Source organism: Paenibacillus algorifonticola, from assembly GCF_050481745.1.
Classification (GTDB): domain Bacteria; phylum Bacillota; class Bacilli; order Paenibacillales; family Paenibacillaceae; genus Pristimantibacillus; species Pristimantibacillus algorifonticola_A.
In genome coordinates this window covers 37,759-61,815 of sequence record NZ_JBCNGR010000005.1, presented here as the reverse complement: position 1 = coordinate 61,815, position 24,057 = coordinate 37,759, and the positions used below count along the sequence as shown (strand labels likewise).

Sequence of the window (24,057 nt, the reverse complement as noted above, 5' to 3'; positions counted from 1 at the left end):
GCAGAGGCATCCCGGAATCCAAACCTTTTACCCAGCGACGAATCTTTTCCATCAGGCTTCTACGACAAGGTCTTAATAGCATTTATTTGGTTGTGCCCTACGGTCACAACCATTCCTTTTTGCGGAAAATAAAAAACATCCCAAAGCCCAGCGCAAGCATAATGCCGAGCAAAATATACGATCCGCCTCGCATATGCAGGCCGGGTATAAAGTCGAAGTTCATTCCGTAAATACCGGTTATGAAGGTCAGCGGCATGAATATCGTCGTCATCGCGGTAAACACGCGCATAATTTCATTGGCTCGCGCTGATATACTGGACTGGTAGGCTTCTCGCAAGTTGCCCATCAGCTCGCGGAACGTATCAAATGTCTCGGCGATTTTGACGGCATTTTCATAAATATCGCTGAAATATTTTTGCAGCTGATCATCAATCAGCTTAAGATCGCGTTTGTTCAGCGTAGCAATAACGTCCTTCTGCGGGCCAAGCACCTTCTTGAGCCACAAAATTTCACCGCGCAAACCGATAATTTCGTTCAGGTGCGATTTTTTCGTATGCATTAGGATATCTTCTTCGAGCGTTTCGATCCGCGTATCAATTCGATCGGCGACGAGGAAGTAGTTATCGACGACAATATCGACGAGATTGTATAAAAAATAATCGGGGCGGCTGACTTCCTGCTCCCACAGAACAGGCTTCAGGGAACGCAGCTCATTAATTTTTTGCTTCGTAACGGTAATAATATAATGGCGGCCAAGAAAAATGTTCAGCGCGCGCAGGAAAATTTCCTCATCATCAAAACGAATGCTGTTAATAACGATAAAATAATGGCTTTCATAAATTTCGATCTTAGGGCGCTGCTCCTCCTCGGTGAGGCAATCCTCTACCGCGAGGTCATGCATGTGGAACAGCGGCTGCAATACAGCCAGATCCTCCACATCCGCATCAATCCAATAAAAGCCCTCCGACGATGGAATGAGTGTATCAGCAATATCTTCAATAGGGGTAAATAAACCGTTGTTAACCAGACGGATTTTCATCTGTGCATCTCCTCTCTGAAATGGACAGGAGGCCGCCTTCGCCGCTTGCACAGAGCACTGTTAATTATAGAAAAACAGGGCGCGATACGCAGTGGCTGGGCAGCCGCCATATTCGGTTGTGTTCAGGCCTTGGTCGGTCGCCTTCCATGTCCGTATGCACTCCTTTATCATGTGGATTTTTAGATAAAAAACACCCATTTTTTCACTCAGCGTTTCAATCCTTGTCTAGTATACTCCCGCAGCAGCTTTACATTCAAGCGAAAAAACCGTAAATGAAGCCGAAAGATCAGCCTTCGATAGTATATGCCGTTCACAGGCTTGACGCGCCTGCCTGAATCCATTAAAGTAGGCTTATAAGCAGCAATTCCATAATTGAATAGAACTACTTTCTTATCAAGAGCAGGCGGAGGGACTAGCCCGATGAAGCCCGGCAACCGGCGTAAGCACGGTGCTAATTCTTGCGGAGACATTTCGATGTTTCTGAGAGATGAGAGAGGCGACCGCTTATTTTTTGAGCAAACGACCTTTTCTCTCGACAGAAAGGGTCTTTTTATATTTGGAAATGCTGATAATCTCATTAAAGGAGTGATTCTGCATGCCAATTAAAGTTCCCGACCATTTGCCGGCCAAAGAAATATTAAACAGTGAGAACATTTTCGTCATGGATGAAAGCGTTGCTTATCATCAGGATATTCGCCCGCTGCGTATAGCGATTCTGAACTTAATGCCTGAGAAGGAAACGACGGAGACCCAACTGCTGCGCTTGATCGGCAACACGCCGCTGCAAGTGGAGGTTGTGCTGCTTCGTCCGAAGACGCATACGTCGAAAAATACGTCCTACGAGCATCTTCATGCCTTTTACAAAACGTTCGACGAAATTTCCCATGAATTTTACGATGGCTTAATCATTACAGGCGCTCCTGTAGAGCATCTGGATTTTGAAAACGTGAATTATTGGGAGGAACTGAAGGACATTATGGATTGGAGCGCACGGCGCGTCACTTCGACCTTCCATATATGTTGGGCCTCGCAGGCAGGACTTTACCATCATTACGGCGTACCGAAATATGAATTGGATGATAAAATTTTCGGTGTGTTCCACCATACGATTGAGAAGCAGAACGTCAAGCTGCTTCGCGGCTTTGATGAAGCGTTCCTCGTGCCGCAATCCCGTCATACGGAAGTGCGTCGCGAAGATATTGAAAAGGTTGAACGTTTAGAAATTTTGTCGGAATCGGCGGAATCGGGCGTTTACATTGTCGCTTCCAAGGATGGCCGTCAAATTTTCGTCAGCGGGCATTCGGAATACGATCCTTTCTCACTGAAAAACGAGTATGACCGCGACAAGGCGAAAGGGCTCGACATTGCCTTACCTAAAAACTATTTCCCGGGTGATAATCCGGAAGCAGTGCCGTATTCCTCGTGGAGGGCGCATGCGAATTTGCTTTTCTCGAATTGGCTCAACTATTACGTGTACCAGCAGACGCCATTTGATTTGGGAGCAAACATCTAACTATATAATAGAAGGAGCAACAGCCCATGTTGAAAATCGAAAGTGAATTAGCGCAAATTGGTTCGCAAAAGGATACGGAAACCGGAGCCGTAAGCTTCCCTGTGTATCAGGCGACGGCATTCCGCCATCCAAAGCTTGGACAAAGCACAGGCTTTGACTACGCTCGTACAAAAAGCCCAACCCGTGCCGTATTAGAGGAGGCAGCTGCCAAGCTTGAGTCTGGCGACGCTGGCTTCGCATGCAGCTCAGGCATGGCCGCTTTGCAAACGGTATTCGGCCTGTTTCACCAAGGCGATCATTTAATTGTATCCCTTGATCTGTACGGCGGCACTTATCGCCTGCTGGAGAAGATTATGTCGAGATATGGGGTTACAGCATCCTACGTGGATACGAACGATATTGATGCGATGAGCGAGCTGTGTACACCGAATACGAAGGCGGTACTAATCGAGACGCCAACCAATCCGTTAATGATGATTACCGACATTGAGCGTGTCGCTTCATGGGCGAAGTCCAAAGGACTGCTGACGATTGTAGACAATACGCTGTTAACGCCGTTTTTCCAGCGTCCAATTGAGCTGGGGGCAGATGTCGTGGTCCACAGCGCGACTAAGTATTTGGGCGGCCACAATGATGTGCTAGCTGGCCTTATAGTGACCAAGGGACAAGAGCTGTCGCAGGAAATGGCGTTTTTGCATAACTCCATTGGCGCCGTTCTTGGACCGCAGGATTCGTGGCTGTTAATGCGCGGCATGAAAACACTAGCGCTGCGGATGGAGCGTCATGAGTATAATGCAACAAAAATCGCCAACTACTTGCTGGAGCATCCTTCTATTGAAGAGGTTTATTATCCGGCTTTGCCGCATCATCCAGGACATGTTGTGCAAAATCGCCAATCGTCGGGCAATACCGGCATTTTCTCCTTCCGCGTGAAGGACGCCCGCTATATTGAACCCATTCTGCGCCATATCCAGTTGATTGCTTTTGCTGAGAGCTTGGGCGGCGTTGAATCGCTGATGACTTATCCGGCTGTGCAGACGCATGCCGATATTCCAGAAGAAATTCGTCGCGCAGTCGGCGTTGATGATAGATTGCTTCGCTTCTCCGTTGGCATTGAGCATGCAGATGACCTGATCGCCGATTTGGAGCAGGCGCTTGCCGCAGCTAAGCAAGAGATTGGGGAGGTATAGCAGCATGAGCGACAGACATAACAAAGAGGAATTTGCCAAGCGTCATTTTGCAACGAAATTGCTTCATTTCGAAGGATCATTTGATGAGCAGACGGGTGCATCGAGCACGCCGATTTTTCAGGCTTCGACTTTCCATCAAAGTGATCTGACGCAAAATCCGCCTTACGATTACAGTCGGTCCGGCAACCCGACAAGGCAGGCGCTGGAGGATCAAATTGCGCTGCTGGAGGGCGGTACGCGCGGCTTTGCCTTTGCATCCGGCATGGCGGCGATTTCAACGACGTTCCTGCTGCTTTCCGCAGGTGATCATGTTATTGTGACGGAGGATGTTTACGGAGGTACATACCGTCTGCTTACGACAGTACTGAACCGTTTAGGCATGGAGACGACGTTCGTCGATATGACGGATTTTGAAGCGGTTAAAGCTGCATTTAAAGAGAATACGAAAGCGGTATTTATGGAGACGCCTTCCAACCCGACGCTGAAAATCACCAACATTTCGGAGGTGGCTTCGTGGGCGAAGGAGCATAACCTGCTAACGATTCTGGACAATACGTTTATGACGCCTTATTACCAGCGGCCACTTGAGCTTGGCGTAGATATTGTCGTGCACAGCGCGACGAAGTTTCTGAGCGGGCATAGCGACGTGCTTGCGGGCCTTGCTGTAACGGCTGATCCAGAGCTGGGACGCAGGCTGTATCAGCTGCAAAATGGTCTTGGCGCTGTACTGAGCGCCCATGAATGCTGGCTGCTTATGCGCGGCATTAAGACGCTGCAGGCGCGTATGGAGCATAGCGAGCGCAGCGCGCGCAAGCTGGCGGAATGGCTGAGTGACCATCCAGAAGTAACGAAGGTTTATTATCCTGGTCTTGCCGATCATCCGGGCCGTGAGGTTCATGAGCAGCAATGCTCCGCTTATGGCGCAGTCGTGTCCTTTGATGTGGGCAGCGGTGAGCGGGCGAAAGCGATGCTTGGCCGTGTGAAGCTGCCGCTCGTAGCTGTCAGCCTGGGCGGCGTAGAAAGCATTTTATCGTATCCGGCCATGATGTCGCATGCGGCAATGCCGAAGGAAGTGCGCCATGAACGCGGCATTACAGACGGTCTTGTCCGTTATTCGGTAGGCCTTGAGCATATCGACGATTTGCTCGCAGATTTGGATCAGGCTTTGCGCGGCTAACAGCCTCGTAAAGTGGAGGAAGAGACGGCTGTCATTACTGACAAGCCGTGTTTTTCCTTTTTTAAGGCTGAAATCCCTCTAAACGAAAGATGACGAATATGAGCATAGTATGATAAAATTGGCCTATACTTAATTAGTTTGTGAAAAAAAGCGCAACATCAAAACTACAGCGATAGATAAGGAGGTCTTGCGTAATGGTAACGTTGGACCAGATATTGGATAAGGCCCTGCGGGGTGAGCGAATAAGCTTGGAAGAATGTATTATTATGTTCGAATCCGACGAGATTGAGAAAATGGGTAAAGTTGCGAATGAAATTATGCTGCGCAAGCATCCCGAGCCTATAACGACTTTCGTTGTGGGAAGAAACGTCAACTACACGAATGTGTGCGACGTTTATTGCAGGTTCTGCGCCTTTTACCGTGCCCCAGGCTCCAAAGAGGGTTATGTGCTCGATAACGAGACGATTATGAACAAAATTCAAGAAACAATTGACGTGAATGGCACGGAAATTTTGATGCAGGGCGGAACGAATCCTGATCTTCCTTTTACTTATTACACGGACTTGCTGAAGGAAATCAAACAGCGCTTCCCGGACATTACGATGCACTCCTTCTCGCCAGCGGAAATTCAGAAGATGAAGGAAGTATCGGATGGATTGTCGCTCGATGAGGTTGTTCGCCAGTTGCATGAAGCGGGACTGGATTCGCTGCCAGGCGGCGGCGCGGAAATCCTTGATGACCGCACACGCCGTAAGATCAGCCGCAAGAAGGGCTCTTATACGGACTGGATCGACGTGATGAAGTCGGCTCATCGCCATGGCATGAATACGACAGCTACGATGGTATATGGCTTTGGAGAAACGATGGAGGAGCGCGCCTTGCATTTGCTGCGCATTCGTGACGTTCAAGATGAGTGCAAAGCGAATGGATACGACTCCGAAGGGTTTACAGCCTTTATTTCCTGGCCGTTCCAGCCGGATAATACGAGAATGCCGATGGAGAAGGCGAAGCCGGAGGAATATTTGAAAATTGTCGCGGTAAGCCGTATTTTCCTCGACAATATTGACAACCTGCAATCGTCATGGGTCACGATGGGCCCTGACATGGGTAAACTTTCGCTGTCTTATGGCTGCAACGACTTCGGCAGCACGATGATCGAAGAAAATGTAGTGTCCGCTGCGGGCACGACGCATAAGGTCAACATTGAGCTGATTTTAAAGCTTATTCGCGAAGCGGGCAAGGTTCCGGCGCAGCGCAATACGCGCTATGAAATTTTGCGGATGTACAATGAAAGCGACAAGGCTGAGCAGGATTTTGTGATGCAAAATTAGGTTGCGGTGAACGAAAGATTTAGAACTATTTTCAGTGATTAAAGCTAATAACGCTTGTCTGCTATTTTATCCGTTAAAGGATAGATAGGGATAAGCGTTTTTTTTGTATATATACAGTTTATATATATTTTTCTTGCTATTTTATATAGAATGGTATTTGTTATACACAATATTGGTTTATAATAAGGGGAAAAGAGGAAGATGAGTGAACTATATTGTATTTGATTAGAAGCGACTTGTTGGGAAAACGAAATTTTCACGATTGGATGGGGAGGAAGAATATGTTTTGTGCTTCTGGGGGTTTTACGATAAGAGCTAACTGAAGAAAGACTGTGAATTACATATGATTCACACAGAATGGACTAGAAATTAGATCAGCATCAAGCATCATCATGAGAAATTGATTGGAAATGAGCGAGGAGTGGGCATGGAAAGAGCGCTTCAAACGCTGAAATTTCCTTTGGAAGGGACACATCATAGGGGAATGGATGAGACTCGAAATATTTCGAAAATATTTATTGGCATTTTTGATCAGCTAACATTTGAATAATTGACATAAACGAGTAATAAAAAGGGGATATGATTTAGAATGAGTGGAAATAAGGGGTGTGGCAGCAGCCTAGCCATTCTAGTTGGCGTTATTCTTTTAATCCTTGCGGTTGCTGGAGTTAGAGGCTGTAATAATCTCGTTCATAAAATGGGTGTAGGGACTGTGGAAGAGCAACTTATTATCGTTCAAAATTTTGAAGAGAAAGTAAATGAGCTGGATAAAGAGGCGGACGGCCTAAATAAAAAGGTGTCAAAAGAATTATTGAAAATTGCAGACTATGAAATGCCAGACTTAGAATTAATTGAAAAAGCGGAGAAAACCAACAATTCGCTCTCTATTCGTATGGAAGATATTGAAATTCCTAAAGGTTTGACAAAAGAAAGAGAAGAGAAGCTTACTGAGATTAAAGCGGACTTTGCGCAAATGTACAAATTCAAATCCAATGCCATGTTTTATTATTCGTTAGCTTTTGAAGATAGTGATCCAGAAATGCTCCAAAGCTTTAAAGCTAATACAGATGTGGCTTACAACATTATGCTAAGTGCTACTACTGATTTAGAATTACTGAAAAAAGAGCTGGGCTTCTCACAAGACGAAGCTAAATCTTAGTTTTTAAATTTCCAAACCATTAGACTATTCAAACTGTAATCTTCTGTGTTACAATACGATTTAATCGAATATGAATCTTCAGGGCAGGGTGCAATTCCCTACCGGCGGTAAGGATGCGTTCGGAGCATCCAGAGCCCGCGACTCCTAGCTGCTTGCAGCCGGGACTGATCTGGTGAGAATCCAGAGCCGACGGTATAGTCCGGACGGGAGAAGATCAGAACCAGCTTGTTAAATGTCATTCATTTAACAGGTTTGTTGATGATGCCCTTGTCAGATTGCTGACAAGGGCATTGTTTCTTTTTCATAGTGAAAAGAAGGTTCAATTCAAAACTTTCTCAGGAGGTTTTTGAATTGCAGAACACATTAGAGCTGGCTAGCGAGAAAGCGGGCTGGCGAACATCACGCATTGCAGGCATTAATGGGATATGGTATGTGGCGCTTGGTGCGACACTTTGGGGTCTTGACCCGCTGTTCCGTATTTTATTGCTCAAAAGCTTTACCTCGGCACAAATTGTATTTATTGAGCATATTTTGCTCGCTTTTTACGCAGTCCCCGTATTATTTAAATTCCGCCGTACATTAGTCGGCAAGCTGTCAATTGGCGTCATTGGGGCGCTGCTGTTCATTTCCTGGGGCGGCTCAGCTGTAGCGACGGTGTTGTTCACTGCAGCCTTCTCGCATGGCAGCGCTAATGCGGTGCTGCTGCTTCAGAAGCTCCAGCCGTTATTTGCAATTTTGCTCGCCAGAGTCATGTTGAAGGAAAAGCTGCCGCAGAAGTTTTTCGTCTTTTTGCTGGCGGCGCTGGCAGGCACCTATTTGCTAACCTTTGGGTTTGGATCGCCGCTTGTTGGCCTGCATGATCTTGCTTTGCTCAGCTGCCTGTTCTCGATTATCGCAGCGGCATTGTGGGGCGGTTCGACCGTCATGGGCAAATATTTGCTGCAAAAGAAATTGTCCTTTTCCATTGTGACGTCCCTCAGGTTTCTGCTTGCCCTGCCGCTGCTCAGCGTCATTTTGCTGGCAAGTGGTGATGCATGGAGCCTCAATGCTCAGGGCAGCCAATTATCGCTCATTGCCGTCAATTTATTGTTTCAAGCCTTTTTCCCAGGCTTGATCAGTATGCTTCTATATTACAAAGGGCTTTCCTCAACTAAAGCTGTATACGCGACGCTTGCTGAGCTTTCCTTCCCTGCCGTCGGCGTATTGATTAACTGGCTCGTATTTGGCCAGACGCTGACTTTAGGGCAGCTTAGCGGCTTCCTGCTCATTTGGCTGACCTTATGGCTTATGAGCCGCAGCAGCAATGAACAGGCTGCTCAGCAAGCACAAGCTGCTGCTTAAACGGAGGCTTGTTCATAGCATATTTACAACCCCTTCATTCCCAATGTCTTCATCGTATATCGCTGCTGCGTGCGCCATATACTGTATGAGGGGAATGAAAGGGGTTGGCTTGTTTATGGAACTGTTTACCGTTACGCTGCCTTCCAAGCTTCAAGCAACGGCAGCTGGATTAGCGGCCTTAATGGCACAATATACGAATGAGGATTTACATATTGAAGCCGCATCGCAGGGGCATCTGGTGCAGTTCGATCTGCAGCCTGCCGGCAGCATAATGTGCCAGTCGGCAACGCCTTATTTTCAACTGAACAAGCATGGAGAATTGCTGTACCACAGCGCAGCCAAAGCGCTCGCTGAATATGTTGTAACCAATTTGGAATCGGAAATGCTCATCAGCATCATTAAGAAAAAATATCAGGGCGGCCATTCCACGGACGTCTCCATCATCGAAAAATATTGCAGTCAGCTGATGCAGGATACCGATCTGGATGGCTTGAACGCCAAGTTTCTGGATGCGGATAGAAAGCGGCGCAAGCTCAAGGTAGCCGAGGAAATTGAGCTGTATTTGAATGAAAATACACGGCTCGACCTTGGAGGTATCGCCACCTTCAGACTTCATGGGTATCGTCACGAGCTAGGCGACATTGTGGAATATGCTCTGGATGAATATGTGCTCGATAAGCAATATCAGGAATTTATTTCACTGCTTAAATATTTTGTTGGGCTGCAGCAGTCGAAGGTTGCCTTGGTACATCTGGTTCATAAAGGCAACCATGATTTTATGCTGTATAATGACAAATTTCAATTGTTTGAGCCGAAGCCGCATTCCGACCGCCTGGTGGCCGAAATGCTGGAAACGGAAATGAACATTGAGGATATGGTTATCAGCTCGCTGATTGCCGCGTCACCTAAGCAAATTGTCATTCATACGCAGCATGTCGAGATGCAGGTCATTCGGACGATTGAAACGATTTTTGACAATCGGGTATCGGTGTGCAATGATTGTGTCCTGTGCTCCCACGCAATGGGGGAATGGAATGATGGTGTCACTCAGCCTTAAAAGAAAAGCTGCAAAAGCTGCTGCTCGCCGATAATCGGCGAGTTTTTTTGTCATACTATTATGAAATAATAGCTGTTTATTCAATTGAAAGGTTATATTAATGTTATGATACATAACACTGAAAACGCTATATTTTTTATATAAAAATATGTAAGCGATGTCAATGTACGTGTTGAAAACGAATCAGAATGCCAAAGACAAAAATAAGCTAATAAAAACAAAATGCAGCCATTTCAATGTGATCTTAATTTACATACTATTGGAGATAGGCAAATGAAGCCGAGCTTGATTTGGGGAGGATAAAAAAATGAAGAAAAATGCAGCAGTTGGGTTTGGGCTAGTCATGTCTTTAAGTGTAGGGTTGCTTGCGGGATGCGGTAATTCGGGAGAGAGCGGCAGCTCTCCGGCAGCTTCCGAAGCAGCATCGCCAAGCGCTACGACGGAAGAAAATGGTTCGGCTTCCGGGGGGGCAGGCTCCGAAATTAAAGGCACGATTACTTGGGCGACACACCGCACCGAGCTGGTCGATACCGACCTCAAGAAATATGTAGAGATGTTCGAAGCGAAATATCCGGGTACGGAGGTCAAAATCGAAGGCTTAAAGGATTACGAGCAGACCATCCGCGTGCGCATGGCAGCAAATGAGCTGCCGGATGTGCTGTCGCTGGTCGAAACGACAAAAGCGGATTTGCCCAAGTTTTACGCTTCGCTGGACGATTTGGGGCTGAACGACGACATTTATTTTAAAGATTACAATTCCTATGATGGAAAGTTGTATGGCATTACGCAGCAGGTCGCCATCAATGGCCTGATGTATAACAAAAAAGCTTTTGAAAAAGCCGGCATTACGGAGCCTCCTAAAACTTTGGATGAGCTGTTTGCCGACGCGGATAAGCTCAAGGCAGCTGGAATAGTGCCGATGGCGACTGCCTTCAAGGATGCTTGGACGCTGCAATATTGGACCGATCCAGCCGAGTTTATTTATGGCAATACAGGCCTGCGCAATGACAAAATCAAAACCGATACGCCATTCATGCTGGATAATGCCTACGGACAAGGGTTAGGCATTCTAAAGCAGCTGTACGACAAAGGTTATTTGGAGAAGGATGTTTATTCCGCCACTTGGGATCAAACCCAGAAGGATCTGGCTTCTGGCAAAACGGCGATGATGTATATCGGCAACTGGGCGATTTCCAATCTCGTCAACAATGGCCTCGCGCTTGAGGATATCGGCTTTGTTCCGCTTCCTTATGACAACAGCGGCGCGTATAAGGGCATGATGCGTAATGACTGGGCCTATGCGGTGAGCTCTTCAAGCAAAAATCCGGCTGTTGCCAAAGCCTTTATCAAATTTATGATTGAAGAATCCGGCGATGATGCCGACCATATGATTATTTCTCCACTCAAGGATAAAGAGCAGAGTCTGGCGCAAATTACCGATTTCATGAGCTATAAGCCGGCGATGCTCGAAGCGCAATCCGTCAGCGAGGACGTAACAGCCGTCGAAAACAAAATGCAATTTGATCCTTTCAAATTCATACAGGAAACGACTGTTGGCAATATGCAGGACGTATTCGACAGCTACAACAAGAAATGGAGCGCTGCCAAGGCAGCGGTTGGCAAATAAGAAACAGCCCGCGGATGGCGCGGCATAGAGATGGACAGAAAGGCAAAACAGGCAAGTCCCGTTGACATTCTGCCTTCTGTTATCTCGATCGAGAGGGGAACTCCGATGATTCAACATATGTCCTACATTTTGCAAAAAAGAATGCTGATCGTATTATTTTTGCTCATACCGCTCGTTTTGCTTTCCGTATTTGCTTTATATCCGGCTGTTTACCTGGTGTATTTAAGCTTTATGAGCTGGGATGGGTACAGCCCTGAGAAGACGTGGGCAGGCCTTGCCAACTACCGGGAAGTGTTCGCCAACAAGGAAATCTGGGCGGCGTTCGGCCATAACTTTGTATATCTGGGCTGGGGCCTTCTGCAAAACGCGCTTGGCTTGTTTTTTGCGCTACTGCTCAACTCGCGCTTGCGGGGAAGAAATGTGTACCGGGTTGTCCTGTTCATGCCATATATTATGAACGGCGTCGCTGTTGCTTATATGTTCAACTATGTATTCAATTCGGAATATGGCTCTCTGAACACGCTGCTGCACGGAATAGGGCTGGATTTGCTGGCAATCAGCTGGTTTGGATCGCCGAAGGTAGTCAATCATGTGCTCGGCTTTATTACACTGTGGAAGTTCATGGGCCTCAATATGGTTATTTATTTGGCTGCCCTGCAGTCGGTTCCTTCGGAAATTATTGAAGCGGCCCGAATGGACGGAGCATCTCGCTGGCAGACGATCGTTCATGTAATTTTGCCGAATATGACCAAGGTCATTGAGCTGAATTTATTTTTGACCATTATCGGCACGCTGGAAATATTCGATTTGCCATTCCTTCTTACGAAAGGCGGGCCGCTTGGCGCAAGCGAAACGTTCTTGACGAAGACGATCGATACAGCATTTAAATTCAACAACTTCGGCATGGCCTCTGCGATGAGCCTGACCTTGATCGCTTCAGTCATCGTCGTGCTGAGTATTCAAAAAATAGTTACGCGGAGGTGGAGCGATTGAGTACGATGCGTTTCCGTCCGATTAATTGGCTGAAGCATGCGCTATTGCTGCTCGCGGTGGCGGTCATTATTTTTCCGCCTTATGTGCTCGTGCTGAATGCGTTCAAGTCCAAGCAGGAATTTTCGCAGACGAGCGTATTCGAGCTGCCGCACAGCTTCCTTAACTTTGAAAATTTCACTTCCGTTATGGAGCGCGCGCATCTGGGACAGGCTTATTTGAATACGCTGATCATTATCGCAGTTGCGGTAATCGGCAATGTGGCACTCGGTACAATGGTTGCTTATATATTGGGACGTTTTGATTTTAAGCTGAAAAAAGCGGTTGTCGGCGCATATATTGCGGTTTCCTTCGTCCCGACGATTACGACGCAGGTCGCGACATTTACAGTCATCAACAGCCTTCATTTGTACAATACGCTTTGGGCATCGATCATCCTGCACCTTGGAACCGACGTGCTGCAAATCTTCATTTATTTGCAGTTTATTCGCAACATCCCAAGAGAGCTGGATGAGGCTGCCATGATGGAGGGAGCTTCGCTGTTCAAAATTTACAGAAGCATTATTTTTCCGCTGCTTGCACCAGCAACAGCAACTGTCGTCATTATCAAGACGATCAATATTTATAACGACATGTTTATTCCCTATTTGTACATGCCATCTCAGAAGCTGACCGTTGTATCTACCAGTCTGATGAATTTCTCGTCGGAGCGCAGTACGGAATGGGAAATGATGTCGGCAGCGATTTTGCTTATTATGGTTCCAATCGTTGTGCTGTATTTATTCTTCCAGAGATACGTGTTTGCCGGTATTGTGAGCGGTGCAGTAAAATAAACGTACTTGCACACCGGACAACGAGGAGGAATGGCAGATGCCAAAAACGACAAAGACAAGCTTTTACCGCAGGGCGGCGGAAAAAATAGGGTTGGCCTTCGCCAATTTAAACATGCAGCAGAAGCTGCTGATCGTATTTTTAACGCTGGTCTGCCTGCCTTTGATCATAGCCAGCTACGCCTCCTCCTTCTATTATACGCGCTCCATTAAAGCGAACACGGCGGCATATGCGACGGAAATCACGTCCAAAATGGTCGTCAATCTCGACGACTATGTGACGGATTTATACAATATGTCCGCTATGCCGCTTTATAACAATGAATTTCTTGAATGGCTTGCCGATCCAGGCTTTAGCCTGAAGAAGGCGGATGGCATGGATCTTTACATTCGCAATTTGAACAAAATTAAGCCGGATACGGTATCGGTTTATGTTTTTGATAACTTTGGCAATGTGATGTATAACATCAAGACTGGCGGAAAACGCAACAATCTGAATCAGGTCAAGTCCGAATGGGCCAAAATTGCAGCGGAAGGCGACGGCAAGCCGATGCTCGTCAGCACCCAGGAGATTACGAACGACAACAGCCCTTATTATGCTTTTTCGGTTATCAGGGAGCTGAAGCAGGTGAAATTCGATCTCAGCCCGATCGGTTTTATCGTCTTCGATACGAATATTTCCGCAATCAGCCGACAAATCCGAGATGTGGACCAAGTAACGAAGGGCCAGACGATTTTGGTTGATGCGGACAACAAGGTGATTTTTGACAGCGACAATACGCTTATTACCCGCGATTTGTCAGGTGACGAAGCGATTCGCAAGGCAACGGCTGACCGGGGTTCTTTTCCGACTACGATTGATGGAAATGCTTATATATGTACTTATGCCAAATCCGCTTTGACCAATTGGAAAATGTTCGTTTATATCCCGATGGCGGAGGCGACCCGGCAGGCGGACGTAACCCGAAATTTGACCTTGCTGATGACGGGGATATTTGTGATGGTAGCCTTGTTCCTCGCTATAGCCGTCTCCTATGCGCTCACAAGGCCGCTTAGCAAAATTAAAAATCTGATGCAAGAGGTGCAGACCGGCAACCTCGATGTCAGCTTTAATCAGAAATACAGGGATGAGGTCGGGCTGCTTGGCAGGCATTTTAATATTATGGTCATGCGCATCCGGGATTTGCTAGAGGAAGTGAGAGAAACCCAGACGCGTAAAAAGGAAGCCGAATATGCGGCACTGCAAAGCCAGATTAATCCGCATTTTATTTACAATACGCTGGAGACAATCCGCATGCGGGCAGAGCTCAACGATGATGAAGAGGTCGCGGACATGACGTTTACGCTCGGGAAGCTGCTTCGCTACGGCGTCAATCATGGCGAGCAGACGGCTACCATCCGCAAGGAGCTGGATCATCTCTATAATTATATGGCGCTGCAAAATATGCGCTTCTCTAACCGCTATGTGCTGGAGGTCGAGGTGCCGTCAGGGGATCTGGAGCTGCCTTGCATCAAGCTGATGTTTCAGCCGATTGTGGAAAATGCGGTGCATCATGCGTTTAAACACCGGATGAACGGGGGCCTCATCAGGGTGACAGCCCGGCATGAGGGAGAGGATGTGCTGTTTTTTGTGGCGGACGATGGATGCGGCATGAATGAGCAGACGCTGCGAGGGCTGCGCGAACGGATGTCCGGCAATCGACTGGTAGGAGGTGACCGGGGCATCGGCCTGCGGAACGTAAATGAGCGCATTAAATTGCATTATGGGGAAGCATATGGCCTGCAATTGACAAGCGCTCAGGGACAAGGCACCGAGGTTGCCATTCGGCTGCCCCGTTACCAGATTGCGAAGGAGGATTCGCCATGCTTAAGGTGATGGTTGTGGACGATGAGGAGCCGATTCGCCTCGGCATTGTGAAAATACTTTCGAAATACCCGGGTGGACTGGAAATCGCGGGGCAGCATGCGAACGGCTTGGAAGCACTCGTTCAAATCTCCAGCATGAGCCAAGGCGATCTGGATGTCATTATTACCGATATTGAAATGCCTGTCATGGACGGGCTTAAATTTATCGAGCAAGCGAAGACGAAGCTGCCGGACGTCAGCATTATTATGCTCAGCGGCTACAATGATTTCGAATACGCACGCCGCTCCATGAGGGCGGGAGCGGCTGATTATCTGCTCAAGCCGATGGACAAGGTGGAGGTATTTCGCTTGCTCGACCGCTTCGCTGAGCGAAAGCAGCTTGCTGCGGCTTCTGATTCCGGCCCGCCTAAAGCGCCTGCTGCCGCAGAAGCGGATGCGGCGAGCGGGAATGTCATTGTGGAGCGGGTGCGGAAGCTGCTGGAGCAGGAATATAACCGCGATATTGATCTCACGTACATTGCGGGCAAAATCGGCTTCAATACGAGCTATGCAAGCAAAGTATTCAGCAGGGAAACGGGCGAGACGATTACAGATCGTTTGAATCGGGTGAGAATTGAGAAGGCGAAGCAGTTTCTGCGCGATCATCCGGGGCTAAAGGTTTATGAAATTGCCCATTTGGTCGGTTATGGCGATAAAATTTATTTTCAAAAGTTATTTAAACGAACGGTCGGCGTGACGCCGTTGGAGTATCGAACGGGGGCGCCCGACTAGGAGCAGGGGAGAGCCATGGGTGTATTTGAAATCGAAGGAAACGGGTTTGTTTATGATGGCAAGCCCGTGCGCATGATCAGCGGCGCCATGCATTATTTTCGCATCGTGCCGGAATATTGGAAGGATCGTTTATGGAAGCTCAAGGCTTGCGGCTTCAATACGGTTGAAACCTATGTGGCGTGGAACGTGCATGAGCCGCGGGAGGGCTGCTTTAATTTTGAAGGGATGGCTGATCTGGAACGTTTTATTCGCTTGGCCGATGAGCTTGGTCTGTACGTCATTGTGCGTCCAAGTCCTTACATTTGCGCTGAGTGGGAGCTCGGGGGGCTGCCTTCCTGGCTGCTCGCGGATTCGGATATGCGGCTTCGCTGCAGCTATAAGCCTTTTTTGGACAAGGTTGATGCTTATTATGATGTGCTGCTGCCTAAGCTGAAGCCGCTGCTCTGCACGTCAGGCGGGCCGATCATTGCACTGCAAATCGAAAATGAATACGGCAGCTATGGCAACGATAAAGCGTATTTGTCCCATCTCCGCGAAGCTATGCTGGCCCGTGGCATGGACGTGCTGCTGTTCACCTCCGACGGATCGGAGGACTATATGCTTCAGGGCGGGACATTGCCCAAGGCGCTCATGACGCTTAATTTCGGCTCCAAGCCGGAGGAGGCATTCGCCAAGCTGCTCGATTATCAGCCGGACAAGCCGCTCGTATGCATGGAATATTGGAACGGCTGGTTCGACCATTGGGGAGACGAGCATCATGTGCGCGGCCATGAGGATGTTGTGGATGTGCTGGACCGGATTTTGGAACGGGGTGCTTCCGTCAATTTTTATATGTTTCACGGGGGGACGAACTTCGGTTTTTATAATGGCGCCAATCATATCGATTTCTATGAGCCGACAGTAACCAGCTATGATTACAATGCGCTGCTCTCGGAATCGGGAGATATCACGGAAAAATATATGGCGATCCGCGAAGTAATCGGTCGCTACACCGAGCTGCCCCTGCCCGCCTTGGCGGAAATGCTGCCCTCGCCTCCGCTTCCAAAACGCAGCTATGGGGAAGTGCGGCTCACCGAGCGGGCAGTGCTGTTCGATTGTTGGGATCAGCTCAGCTCGCCCGTTTACAGCGTATTCCCGGAGACAATGGAACGTTTGGGGCAGGCGCATGGCTTCATCTGGTATGAGACGGAGCTGACGGGGCCGCAGGAAGCTTGTGAAATTATAATTCAGGATGTCAGAGACCGCGCTCTCATTTATATCGATGGCGTCTATCAGGGGCTTGCCGAGCGTTGGGGCAGCGACTCCGTCACGGTGACGATTCCAGCGCAGGGAGCAGTATTAGGCATTTTGGTCGAAAATATGGGACGAATTAATTATGGCTCCCAGCTGCGGGACATTAAAGGCATTACAGTAGGCGTTAAAGCTGGAACTAGGCAATACAATCAATTTCTGTTCGGCTGGCAAATCCGCACCTTGCCGCTTGATGATTTGTCGGGCTTGCGTTTTTCAGCGCCCCCGATTGGAAAAGCAGCGGAGGAGGGGCCTGTCTTTTATAGAGGGGCGTTTTCGGTCGATGAGCCAGCGGATACCTTTCTCAAGCTGGAAGGTTGGACGAAGGGTGTAGCTTATGTGAACGGGTTCAATCTCGGGCGTTATTGGGAGAAAGGGCCGCAGCAGACGCTTTATATACCGGGTCCGCTGCTGCATGCCGGCGACAATGAGCTGATTATTTTCGAATTGCAAGGTTTGAAAGAGTCCAAAGTGCTGCTGCAAGATTATCCCGTGCTAGGCTGAGCGCTGGAAAGCCTGTTCAGGCATTATTTTGATAGAGAGGAGAGTAGGGATTGGCATGAAAATCGGCATCATCGGTTATGGAGTAAGGATGGATTATTTCGTTGACCGCCTGCTGGAACTGGACATGGGGATTGAGTTGGCGGCGGTGGCGGATGTGGATATAGACAAGGCGAGAATGCTGTTGGCAGGGAAGGGAATTGAAAGCGGCGTTAGTTTCTACAGGGATGCAGATGAGCTGCTTGCGCATGAGCGGCTGGACGGCGTAATGATTGGAACGCGCTGTACGCTGCATGCGGAAATGGCCATGAAGGCGATGAAGCTGCATTTGCCGATTTTTCTGGAAAAGCCGGTTGCTGTTTCGCTCCCGGATCTATTGAAGCTGCAAAAAGCCGCGGCGGAGTCCACCTCCGAAATCGTAGTGTCCTTTCCGCTGCGGAATACGCCGATTGCCAGACTCGTCAAGGAAATCGTTGATTCGGGCCGGCTTGGCAGCATTGAGCATGTGCAGGCGGTCAACAACGTCCCTTACGGCAGCGTGTATTACCATAATTGGTATAGGGATGAGGGGCAAACGGGCGGCTTGTTTCTTCAGAAAGCAACTCATGATTTGGATTGCCTGAATTATTTGCTGGGCCTGCGTCCCGAGAAGATTGCCGCTATGGCGTCGAAGCGCGTGTTCCGGGGAGATAAACCGGCCGGCTTAAAGTGTCGGGATTGTGAGGAATTCCACACTTGTCCCGAGAGCCCTTATGTGCTAAAGCATTTTAAGCAGGAGGAGGTGACGGGCGAGGAATGCGCCTTTGCAGTCGATACGGGCAACCATGATTCCGGCAGCGTGATGATTCGCTATGAGACGGGGATGCATGCCATTTATTCGCAAAATTTCTACTCGCGCAAATCCGCCGCATTGCGAGGGGCAAGACTGATTGGGTATGAAGGCACGGTGGAGTTCGACTGGTATCGGGATGAAGTGAAGGTGCATATGCACAGTACACCTCGCAATGAAACGTATAAGCTGGAGGCGGCGAAACTTCCTCATTTTGGGGGAGATGCCCGTCTGGCCCTCAACTTCATCAATGTCATGAAGGGCACAGAATGCTCGGCTACTCCGCTTTCCATGGGCATTTCAAGCGCCCTGATGTGCTTGAAGGCAGAGCAATCTGCAGTAACGGACACGTATCAGCCGATTGCAATTGAATGGGAAGCTGCGGGGTGATAAAGACAATGAAAAAAAGTGCCGATTCTTTGGTCGCGCATGATGCGCAGGATGATCGCCATTATGGAGCGGTCCATGTTCCCGTGTATGACAGCAACTTATTCACTTTCTCATCGGTAGCACGGATGGAGAACGCAAACGCGTTTCCGGGAGACAGCTATATTTATTCGCGTGGAAATAATCCAACGGTTCATGAGCTGGAGCAGCGGCTTGCGGCGTTGGAGGGCGGGGAGAAGGCACGCTGTTTTGCTACGGGCATGGGGGCGATCTCGGCGGCGGTGCTCAGCTCCGTTCGGACAGGAGACCATATCGTGTGCGTCAGCCAAGCGTATGGTCCGGCACGCGAACTAATGGGAAGCTATTTGCTGCGCTTTGGCATTGAAACCAGCTTCGTTGACGGAAGCTCGCTTACAGCGATTGAAGCGGCTATTCGCGCGGAAACGAAGCTGCTGTATTTGGAAAGCCCGACGAGCCTGCTGTTCGAGCTTCAGGATTTGCGAGCTTGCGCCATACTGGCTGGAGGCCGTGGCATTCGAACTATTATTGACAACACATGGGCGACGCCATGCTTTCAAAATCCGCTTGATTATGGTATCGATCTTGTCGTTCATTCGCTGACGAAATATATCGGCGGCCATAGCGACGCCATGGGCGGAGTCGTCATTGGCAGCGCTGAGCTGCTTGAGGCGATTGACCGCCAGGAGCATGTGCTGCTTGGGGCAGTCATGCAGCCGCAGACAGCTGCCCTTATGGCCCGCGGCTTGCGGACACTGCCTCTGCGCATGGCCCGTCATCAGGCGAGCGGACTTGCGCTTGCCTCTTATTTGGCCTCACAGCCTTTCATTACGGCCGTCCATTACCCTGGCTTGACAAGCCATCCGCAGTATGAGCTGGCTCTAACGCAAATGACAGGCTTCGGGGGCCTGCTCTCCTTCGAGGCAGGCAGCGATCGGGAGCTGCTTGTACGATTTGTTGATGCTCTCACTTACTTCCGCATCGGCTTTAGCTGGGGAGGCTATGAAAGCCTGGTTTCCTTGCAGGAGGCAGCAGCGATGCCGAATCCGGTGAATGTGAGCAGTCAGCAGTGGAGGAGACTTTTGGTGCGGCTGCACATTGGCTTGGAGGACCCGGCAGATTTGATTGCCGATTTGGCTGCGGCCTTCAAGGCGGCAGGCTTCGGGCTGAAAAGAAACAATATGTAGAAATATGTGTACAAGAATGCGAGATCGTTCAGTTCAGCCTATGGCCTCTTGGGAAAGGAGCATGCCCAGAAATGACGGCTAGTCAGCAGTCGATTGCAATGGAAGCACGGAGCATCAGCTCACTGGAAAAAATATTTCCGCGCGGCACGCTCACCGCCCCGCCTCATAAAAATGGAAGTGCCCTTCGCGGCGAAGTTTATGCCTTTCAGGTAGCCTACCGCTCCGTGCAGGCTCAGCGCGCTTTTTATGTCAACGTGGCTGTATCCTCTACTGTGGTGGACGCCGCCATTATCATTCGCAGCGTAGGCTTGGCGCCTTCGGAGCTGCCCTGTTATGGTGACGCGGACGAGCATGTACTGCGCACGGAACCCGGTCTGTACCCCGACCCGCTGTATCCGCTGGAGCCGGGCAATCGGCTCAAGGTGCTGCCCAATCAATGGCGTGCCCTATGGATCGAAATCCCGGCTGAAGCAGGCGAACTGGCAGGTTTGCAGGACATTCAGGTTTCTTTTTTGACCGAGGATGGATCAACGGCTGCGAAAGCCTTATTTACGCTGGAGCGGATTTCGGCTGCTTTGCCGGAGCAGCAGCTGCTTCATACGGAATGGTTTCACGCTGATTGCATTTCGACGCAGTATAACGTAGAGGTATTCAGCGAGCGCCATTGGGAGTTAATGGAGACTTATGCCGGAGCAGCAGCCCGCCACGGGATGAATATGCTGTTGACTCCGCTATTCACCCCGCCGCTCGATACGCAGGTCGGTGGTGAACGTCCGACCGTGCAGCTCGTTGGTGTGCGCAAGCTCGGCTTGAATTACGAGTTTGACTTCACACGGCTATCCCGCTGGATCAGCATGTGTGAGCGTCAGGGAATCCGCTATTTGGAGTTTTCTCATTTATTTACTCAATGGGGAGCCAAGCATGCGCCGAAAATTTTGGTCGAAGAGCAGGAGGAGCTTGTTCCTCTTTTCGGCTGGCATACGAATGCAGCGGAAGCAGCATATACGCAGTTTCTTGAACAGCTTTTGCCTGCGCTGCTTGCGTTTATTCAGGAAAACGGCCTGGAGGGGCGCTGTTATTTTCATGTGTCGGACGAGCCCTTGGAGGAGCATTTGAACAGCTACCGGCTTGCGAGCGAACTGGTCCGCAAACATACGAAGGGTTTCCCTGTCATTGATGCGCTGTCTGATTTTGAGTTTTACGAGAAAGGTCTCGTTAGTCAGCCTATTCCGTCAAGCGACCATATTGAGCCTTTTATCGCCGCGGGCATAAAGGATTTATGGACTTATTATTGCTGCGCCCAATATAAGGAAGTGGCGAACCGTTTTTTTCATATGCCGTCGGCAAGAAGCCGCATTTTGGGCATGCAGCTCTACAAATTTGACATCAAGGGCTTTCTGCATTGGGGCTACAACTTCTGGTATTCGCAGTATTCGCTTCGCGCGGTTAACCCTTATCAAATCACGGATGCCGAGGGCGCGTTTCCTTCGGGCGATGCTTTCCTGGTGTATCCGGGTGAGAATGGGCCAATAGAGTCGATTCGCTTAAAGGTGATGCTGGAAGCGATTCAGGATTTGCGCGCCCTGCGGATGCTTGAGCAATTAGCCGGCCGTGAGGCCGCGCTGGAGCTGCTGGAGGAGGGACTTAGCGAGCCTATCACATTCAATGCCTATCCTAGACAGACACAATGGCTCCTTGGCAAAAGAGAGCAAATCAACAGGGCCATTCAATCGTACCGAATATAAGCAGCAATATCATCTATACGTTTTCGCGCACCGCTGGATAAGCAGCGGTGTCTTTTTTTTGTCCCCATACATAAATAATACAAAAAAGTGTATTACACTAAGACATAGAACTGTACTAAAAATCGGGAAGAAGGAAATGGCATGACGACCATACTGGTAGTAGATGACGATCCGCATATCCGGCAGCTGCTCCGTTTGTATTTGGAGGACGAAGGCATGGAAATTATAGAGCAAGGCAACGGGGCGGACGCATGGGATTATTTTTGCAATCATCCGGTTGATCTCATTATCCTCGACATTATGATGCCGCAGATGGATGGCTGGGAGCTTTGCCGCCGGGTGCGGGAAGCGGGGGACAAGCCGATTATGATGATTACCGCCAAAGGGGAGGCGCCGGAGCGAATTAAAGGCTTTCGACTGGGCACCGACGATTATATGGTGAAGCCATTTGATCCGATGGAGCTGGTCATGCGGGTGAAGGCGCTGTTGAAGCGGTACCGGATTTCAATTTCGCAAATCGTCAGGCTCGGCCAAGTGACGCTCGATAAAACAAGCTATCATATACGCTATAAGGATACAGGCTCAAGTGAATCGATTCCGCTCAAGGAATTTGAGCTGCTGTTTTTGCTGGCGAGCTATCCGGGCAAGCTGTTCAAGCGCGATGCGTTAATTGAGCAAATATGGGGCTATGATTACGAGGGTGATGAGCGGGCGGTGGATACGCATGTTAAACGTCTAAGGGAGCGTTTTGCCGCGTATGATCTGGATTTTAAAATCGTGACGATCTGGGGACTTGGCTACCGTCTGGAGGTATACCGTGATTAAATCGCTGTATGTCCGTTTAATTTTGATGTTTATCGCATCGGTTTTGGCGAGCGTCGTTTTAAGCTTTTTCATGACCCATTTTTTGTTTAGCTATAAGCTTCGCACCTATGTACAGGACAATTTAATCGCCAGCGGCAAAACGATAATCGAATCCTACAAACACTCTTATCCCAACAATTTGGATGCTTTAATGGAGGGCATTACCGCGCTGCCGATTTTTACCTTTATCGTTTATGACGAACAAGGCAGACCGCTGCACGAAACCGACAAGGTTGCCAAACATAAGCTGAACGTAGAGGGGGAAAGTCTGCGCAGCGTGCTCAGCGGCGGCGTTTACCGGGGCGGAATGGACAAAGATTATGACCGGCTCGTCGTAGGGCTCCCTTTTCAAATGGAAGGACATGCTTACGCCTTATTTATTAAGCCCGAAACGAATGGCGTTGCCAACCTCGCTGTCGGCTATTTCCGCATGCAGCTTATTTTCGTTCTATTAATTGGAACGCTTCTCGTCATTGTTACCTCCCGTTATATGGTGCGCCCTCTAAAGCATTTAACCTTGGCTACGCGCAAAATGGCAAAAGGCGATTTCAGCATCAGGCTCGCTACGAAACGCAAGGATGAGATAGGCGAGCTGACAGCAAGCTTTAATCAGATGGCGCAGGAGCTCGATTCGCTGGAGCGGGTGAGAAGGCAGTTCGTCTCGGACGTCTCCCATGAAATTCAATCGCCACTTACTTCGATTAAAGGCTTCACAATGGCGCTTAAGCAGAAAAAAATGGATGAGGAAAGCCGTCTTCGCCTGCTCACCATCATTGAGGAGGAAAGCGACCGCCTTTCCCGGCTGACGCAGGATTTGCTCAAGCTGTCCGCACTCGAGCAGGACCAGATTCAGCCGAATATGAGCCAATATCGCTTGGATGAGCAGCTTAAAGACGTCATGATTGCCAGCGAGCCGCTTTGGTCCGTCAAAAACATACAGCTCGATCTTGACCTGGAGCCTGTAGTCATTACAGCAGATGAAGATAAGCTGAGCCAGCTATGGACGAACCTGCTGAGCAATGCGATTAAGTTTACGGGGGCTGGAGGTGTCATTTCCATTCAATTGGCGGCAAGCCAGCATAGCGTGACTGTGGCGGTTGCCGATAGCGGGGCTGGCATTCCTGAAGAGGAGCTTCATCATATTTTCAAACCCTTCTATAAAATAGATCAAGCCCGTGAACGAGCAGTTGGCGGAAATGGCATCGGCCTCTCGATTGTTAAGCGAATTGTCGAGCTCCATGCGGGAGAGGTCAGGGCGGAGAGTGCATTGGGCAAAGGGACGACGATGACCGTTGTGCTTCCGCTCGCTCCACCAGATAAATCCAATTAGGGCAGACGGCGGCCC

Annotated in this window: 19 protein-coding genes and 2 riboswitches; of the genes, 18 read left to right on the top strand and 1 reads right to left on the bottom strand. The window is 49.2% G+C overall.

Annotated features, from left to right (window positions below; all coding sequences use genetic code 11):
* Positions 1–103 precede the first annotated feature (103 nt).
* On the bottom strand, positions 104–1,039 hold the full coding sequence (gene corA / locus ABEW34_RS03345; RefSeq protein ID WP_430154851.1) for a magnesium/cobalt transporter CorA: 936 nt from the start codon (positions 1,037–1,039) through the stop codon (positions 104–106).
* A 387-nt stretch (positions 1,040–1,426) separates the two neighbouring features.
* A riboswitch (SAM riboswitch) is annotated at positions 1,427–1,533 on the top strand.
* A gap of 101 nt (positions 1,534–1,634) precedes the next feature.
* Here corA and metA point away from each other — a divergent pair.
* The 18 genes from metA to ABEW34_RS03255 all read left to right on the top strand — a co-directional run bounded on the left by metA (position 1,635) and on the right by ABEW34_RS03255 (position 24,042).
* Positions 1,635–2,552 (top strand): homoserine O-acetyltransferase MetA, encoded by a 918-nt coding sequence (gene metA / locus ABEW34_RS03340; RefSeq protein WP_430154849.1) that lies wholly within the window; start codon positions 1,635–1,637, stop codon positions 2,550–2,552.
* Positions 2,553–2,578: 26 nt separating this feature from the next.
* On the top strand, positions 2,579–3,742 hold the full coding sequence (locus ABEW34_RS03335; protein WP_430154847.1) for a PLP-dependent transferase: 1,164 nt from the start codon (positions 2,579–2,581) through the stop codon (positions 3,740–3,742).
* 4 nt (positions 3,743–3,746) lie between these two features.
* Positions 3,747–4,919, top strand: coding sequence for a trans-sulfuration enzyme family protein (locus ABEW34_RS03330; protein WP_430154845.1), 1,173 nt, complete (start codon positions 3,747–3,749; stop codon positions 4,917–4,919).
* Between the two features lie 194 nt (positions 4,920–5,113).
* Positions 5,114–6,250, top strand: coding sequence for a cyclic dehypoxanthinyl futalosine synthase (mqnC, locus tag ABEW34_RS03325; RefSeq protein ID WP_430154843.1), 1,137 nt, complete (start codon positions 5,114–5,116; stop codon positions 6,248–6,250).
* A 589-nt stretch (positions 6,251–6,839) separates the two neighbouring features.
* On the top strand, positions 6,840–7,409 hold the full coding sequence (locus ABEW34_RS03320) for a hypothetical protein (RefSeq protein WP_430154841.1): 570 nt from the start codon (positions 6,840–6,842) through the stop codon (positions 7,407–7,409).
* Positions 7,410–7,479: 70 nt separating this feature from the next.
* A riboswitch (FMN riboswitch) is annotated at positions 7,480–7,628 on the top strand.
* A 132-nt stretch (positions 7,629–7,760) separates the two neighbouring features.
* Entirely contained in the window at positions 7,761–8,750 is a 990-nt protein-coding gene (locus ABEW34_RS03315; protein WP_430154839.1) for a DMT family transporter, read from the top strand.
* 115 nt (positions 8,751–8,865) lie between these two features.
* Positions 8,866–9,807: a putative sporulation protein YtxC gene (locus tag ABEW34_RS03310; protein WP_430154838.1), complete on the top strand. Its 942-nt coding sequence runs from the start codon at positions 8,866–8,868 to the stop codon at positions 9,805–9,807.
* Between the two features lie 307 nt (positions 9,808–10,114).
* On the top strand, positions 10,115–11,434 hold the full coding sequence (locus ABEW34_RS03305) for an ABC transporter substrate-binding protein (RefSeq protein WP_430154836.1): 1,320 nt from the start codon (positions 10,115–10,117) through the stop codon (positions 11,432–11,434).
* Between the two features lie 105 nt (positions 11,435–11,539).
* Positions 11,540–12,427 carry a carbohydrate ABC transporter permease gene (locus tag ABEW34_RS03300; RefSeq protein WP_430154834.1) on the top strand — a complete coding sequence of 296 codons (888 nt, stop codon included), beginning with the start codon at positions 11,540–11,542 and terminating at the stop codon, positions 12,425–12,427.
* A 5-nt stretch (positions 12,428–12,432) separates the two neighbouring features.
* On the top strand, positions 12,433–13,257 hold the full coding sequence (locus ABEW34_RS03295; protein ID WP_430154939.1) for a carbohydrate ABC transporter permease: 825 nt from the start codon (positions 12,433–12,435) through the stop codon (positions 13,255–13,257).
* Between the two features lie 37 nt (positions 13,258–13,294).
* Positions 13,295–15,130, top strand: coding sequence for a cache domain-containing sensor histidine kinase (locus ABEW34_RS03290; RefSeq protein ID WP_430154832.1), 1,836 nt, complete (start codon positions 13,295–13,297; stop codon positions 15,128–15,130).
* Positions 15,118–15,891 carry a response regulator transcription factor gene (locus ABEW34_RS03285; protein WP_430154830.1) on the top strand — a complete coding sequence of 258 codons (774 nt, stop codon included), beginning with the start codon at positions 15,118–15,120 and terminating at the stop codon, positions 15,889–15,891. The genes ABEW34_RS03290 and ABEW34_RS03285 overlap by 13 nt, the downstream gene beginning before the upstream one ends.
* A gap of 15 nt (positions 15,892–15,906) precedes the next feature.
* A complete protein-coding gene (locus ABEW34_RS03280) occupies positions 15,907–17,685 on the top strand; it encodes a glycoside hydrolase family 35 protein (RefSeq protein WP_430154828.1) in 1,779 nt (592 codons plus the stop codon).
* Positions 17,686–17,740: 55 nt separating this feature from the next.
* Positions 17,741–18,901 carry a Gfo/Idh/MocA family protein gene (locus tag ABEW34_RS03275; protein ID WP_430154826.1) on the top strand — a complete coding sequence of 387 codons (1,161 nt, stop codon included), beginning with the start codon at positions 17,741–17,743 and terminating at the stop codon, positions 18,899–18,901.
* 8 nt (positions 18,902–18,909) lie between these two features.
* The gene (locus ABEW34_RS03270; RefSeq protein WP_430154824.1) at positions 18,910–20,103 is read left to right on the top strand and encodes a trans-sulfuration enzyme family protein; all 1,194 of its coding nucleotides are present in this window, start codon (positions 18,910–18,912) and stop codon (positions 20,101–20,103) included.
* A 71-nt stretch (positions 20,104–20,174) separates the two neighbouring features.
* Complete coding sequence (locus ABEW34_RS03265; RefSeq protein ID WP_430154822.1) at positions 20,175–21,848, top strand: DUF4091 domain-containing protein; 1,674 nt, start codon at positions 20,175–20,177, stop codon at positions 21,846–21,848.
* 141 nt (positions 21,849–21,989) lie between these two features.
* A complete protein-coding gene (locus ABEW34_RS03260) occupies positions 21,990–22,673 on the top strand; it encodes a response regulator transcription factor (protein WP_430154820.1) in 684 nt (227 codons plus the stop codon).
* On the top strand, positions 22,666–24,042 hold the full coding sequence (locus ABEW34_RS03255) for a sensor histidine kinase (protein WP_430154818.1): 1,377 nt from the start codon (positions 22,666–22,668) through the stop codon (positions 24,040–24,042). The genes ABEW34_RS03260 and ABEW34_RS03255 overlap by 8 nt, the downstream gene beginning before the upstream one ends.
* The last annotated feature ends 15 nt before the right edge of the window (positions 24,043–24,057 follow it).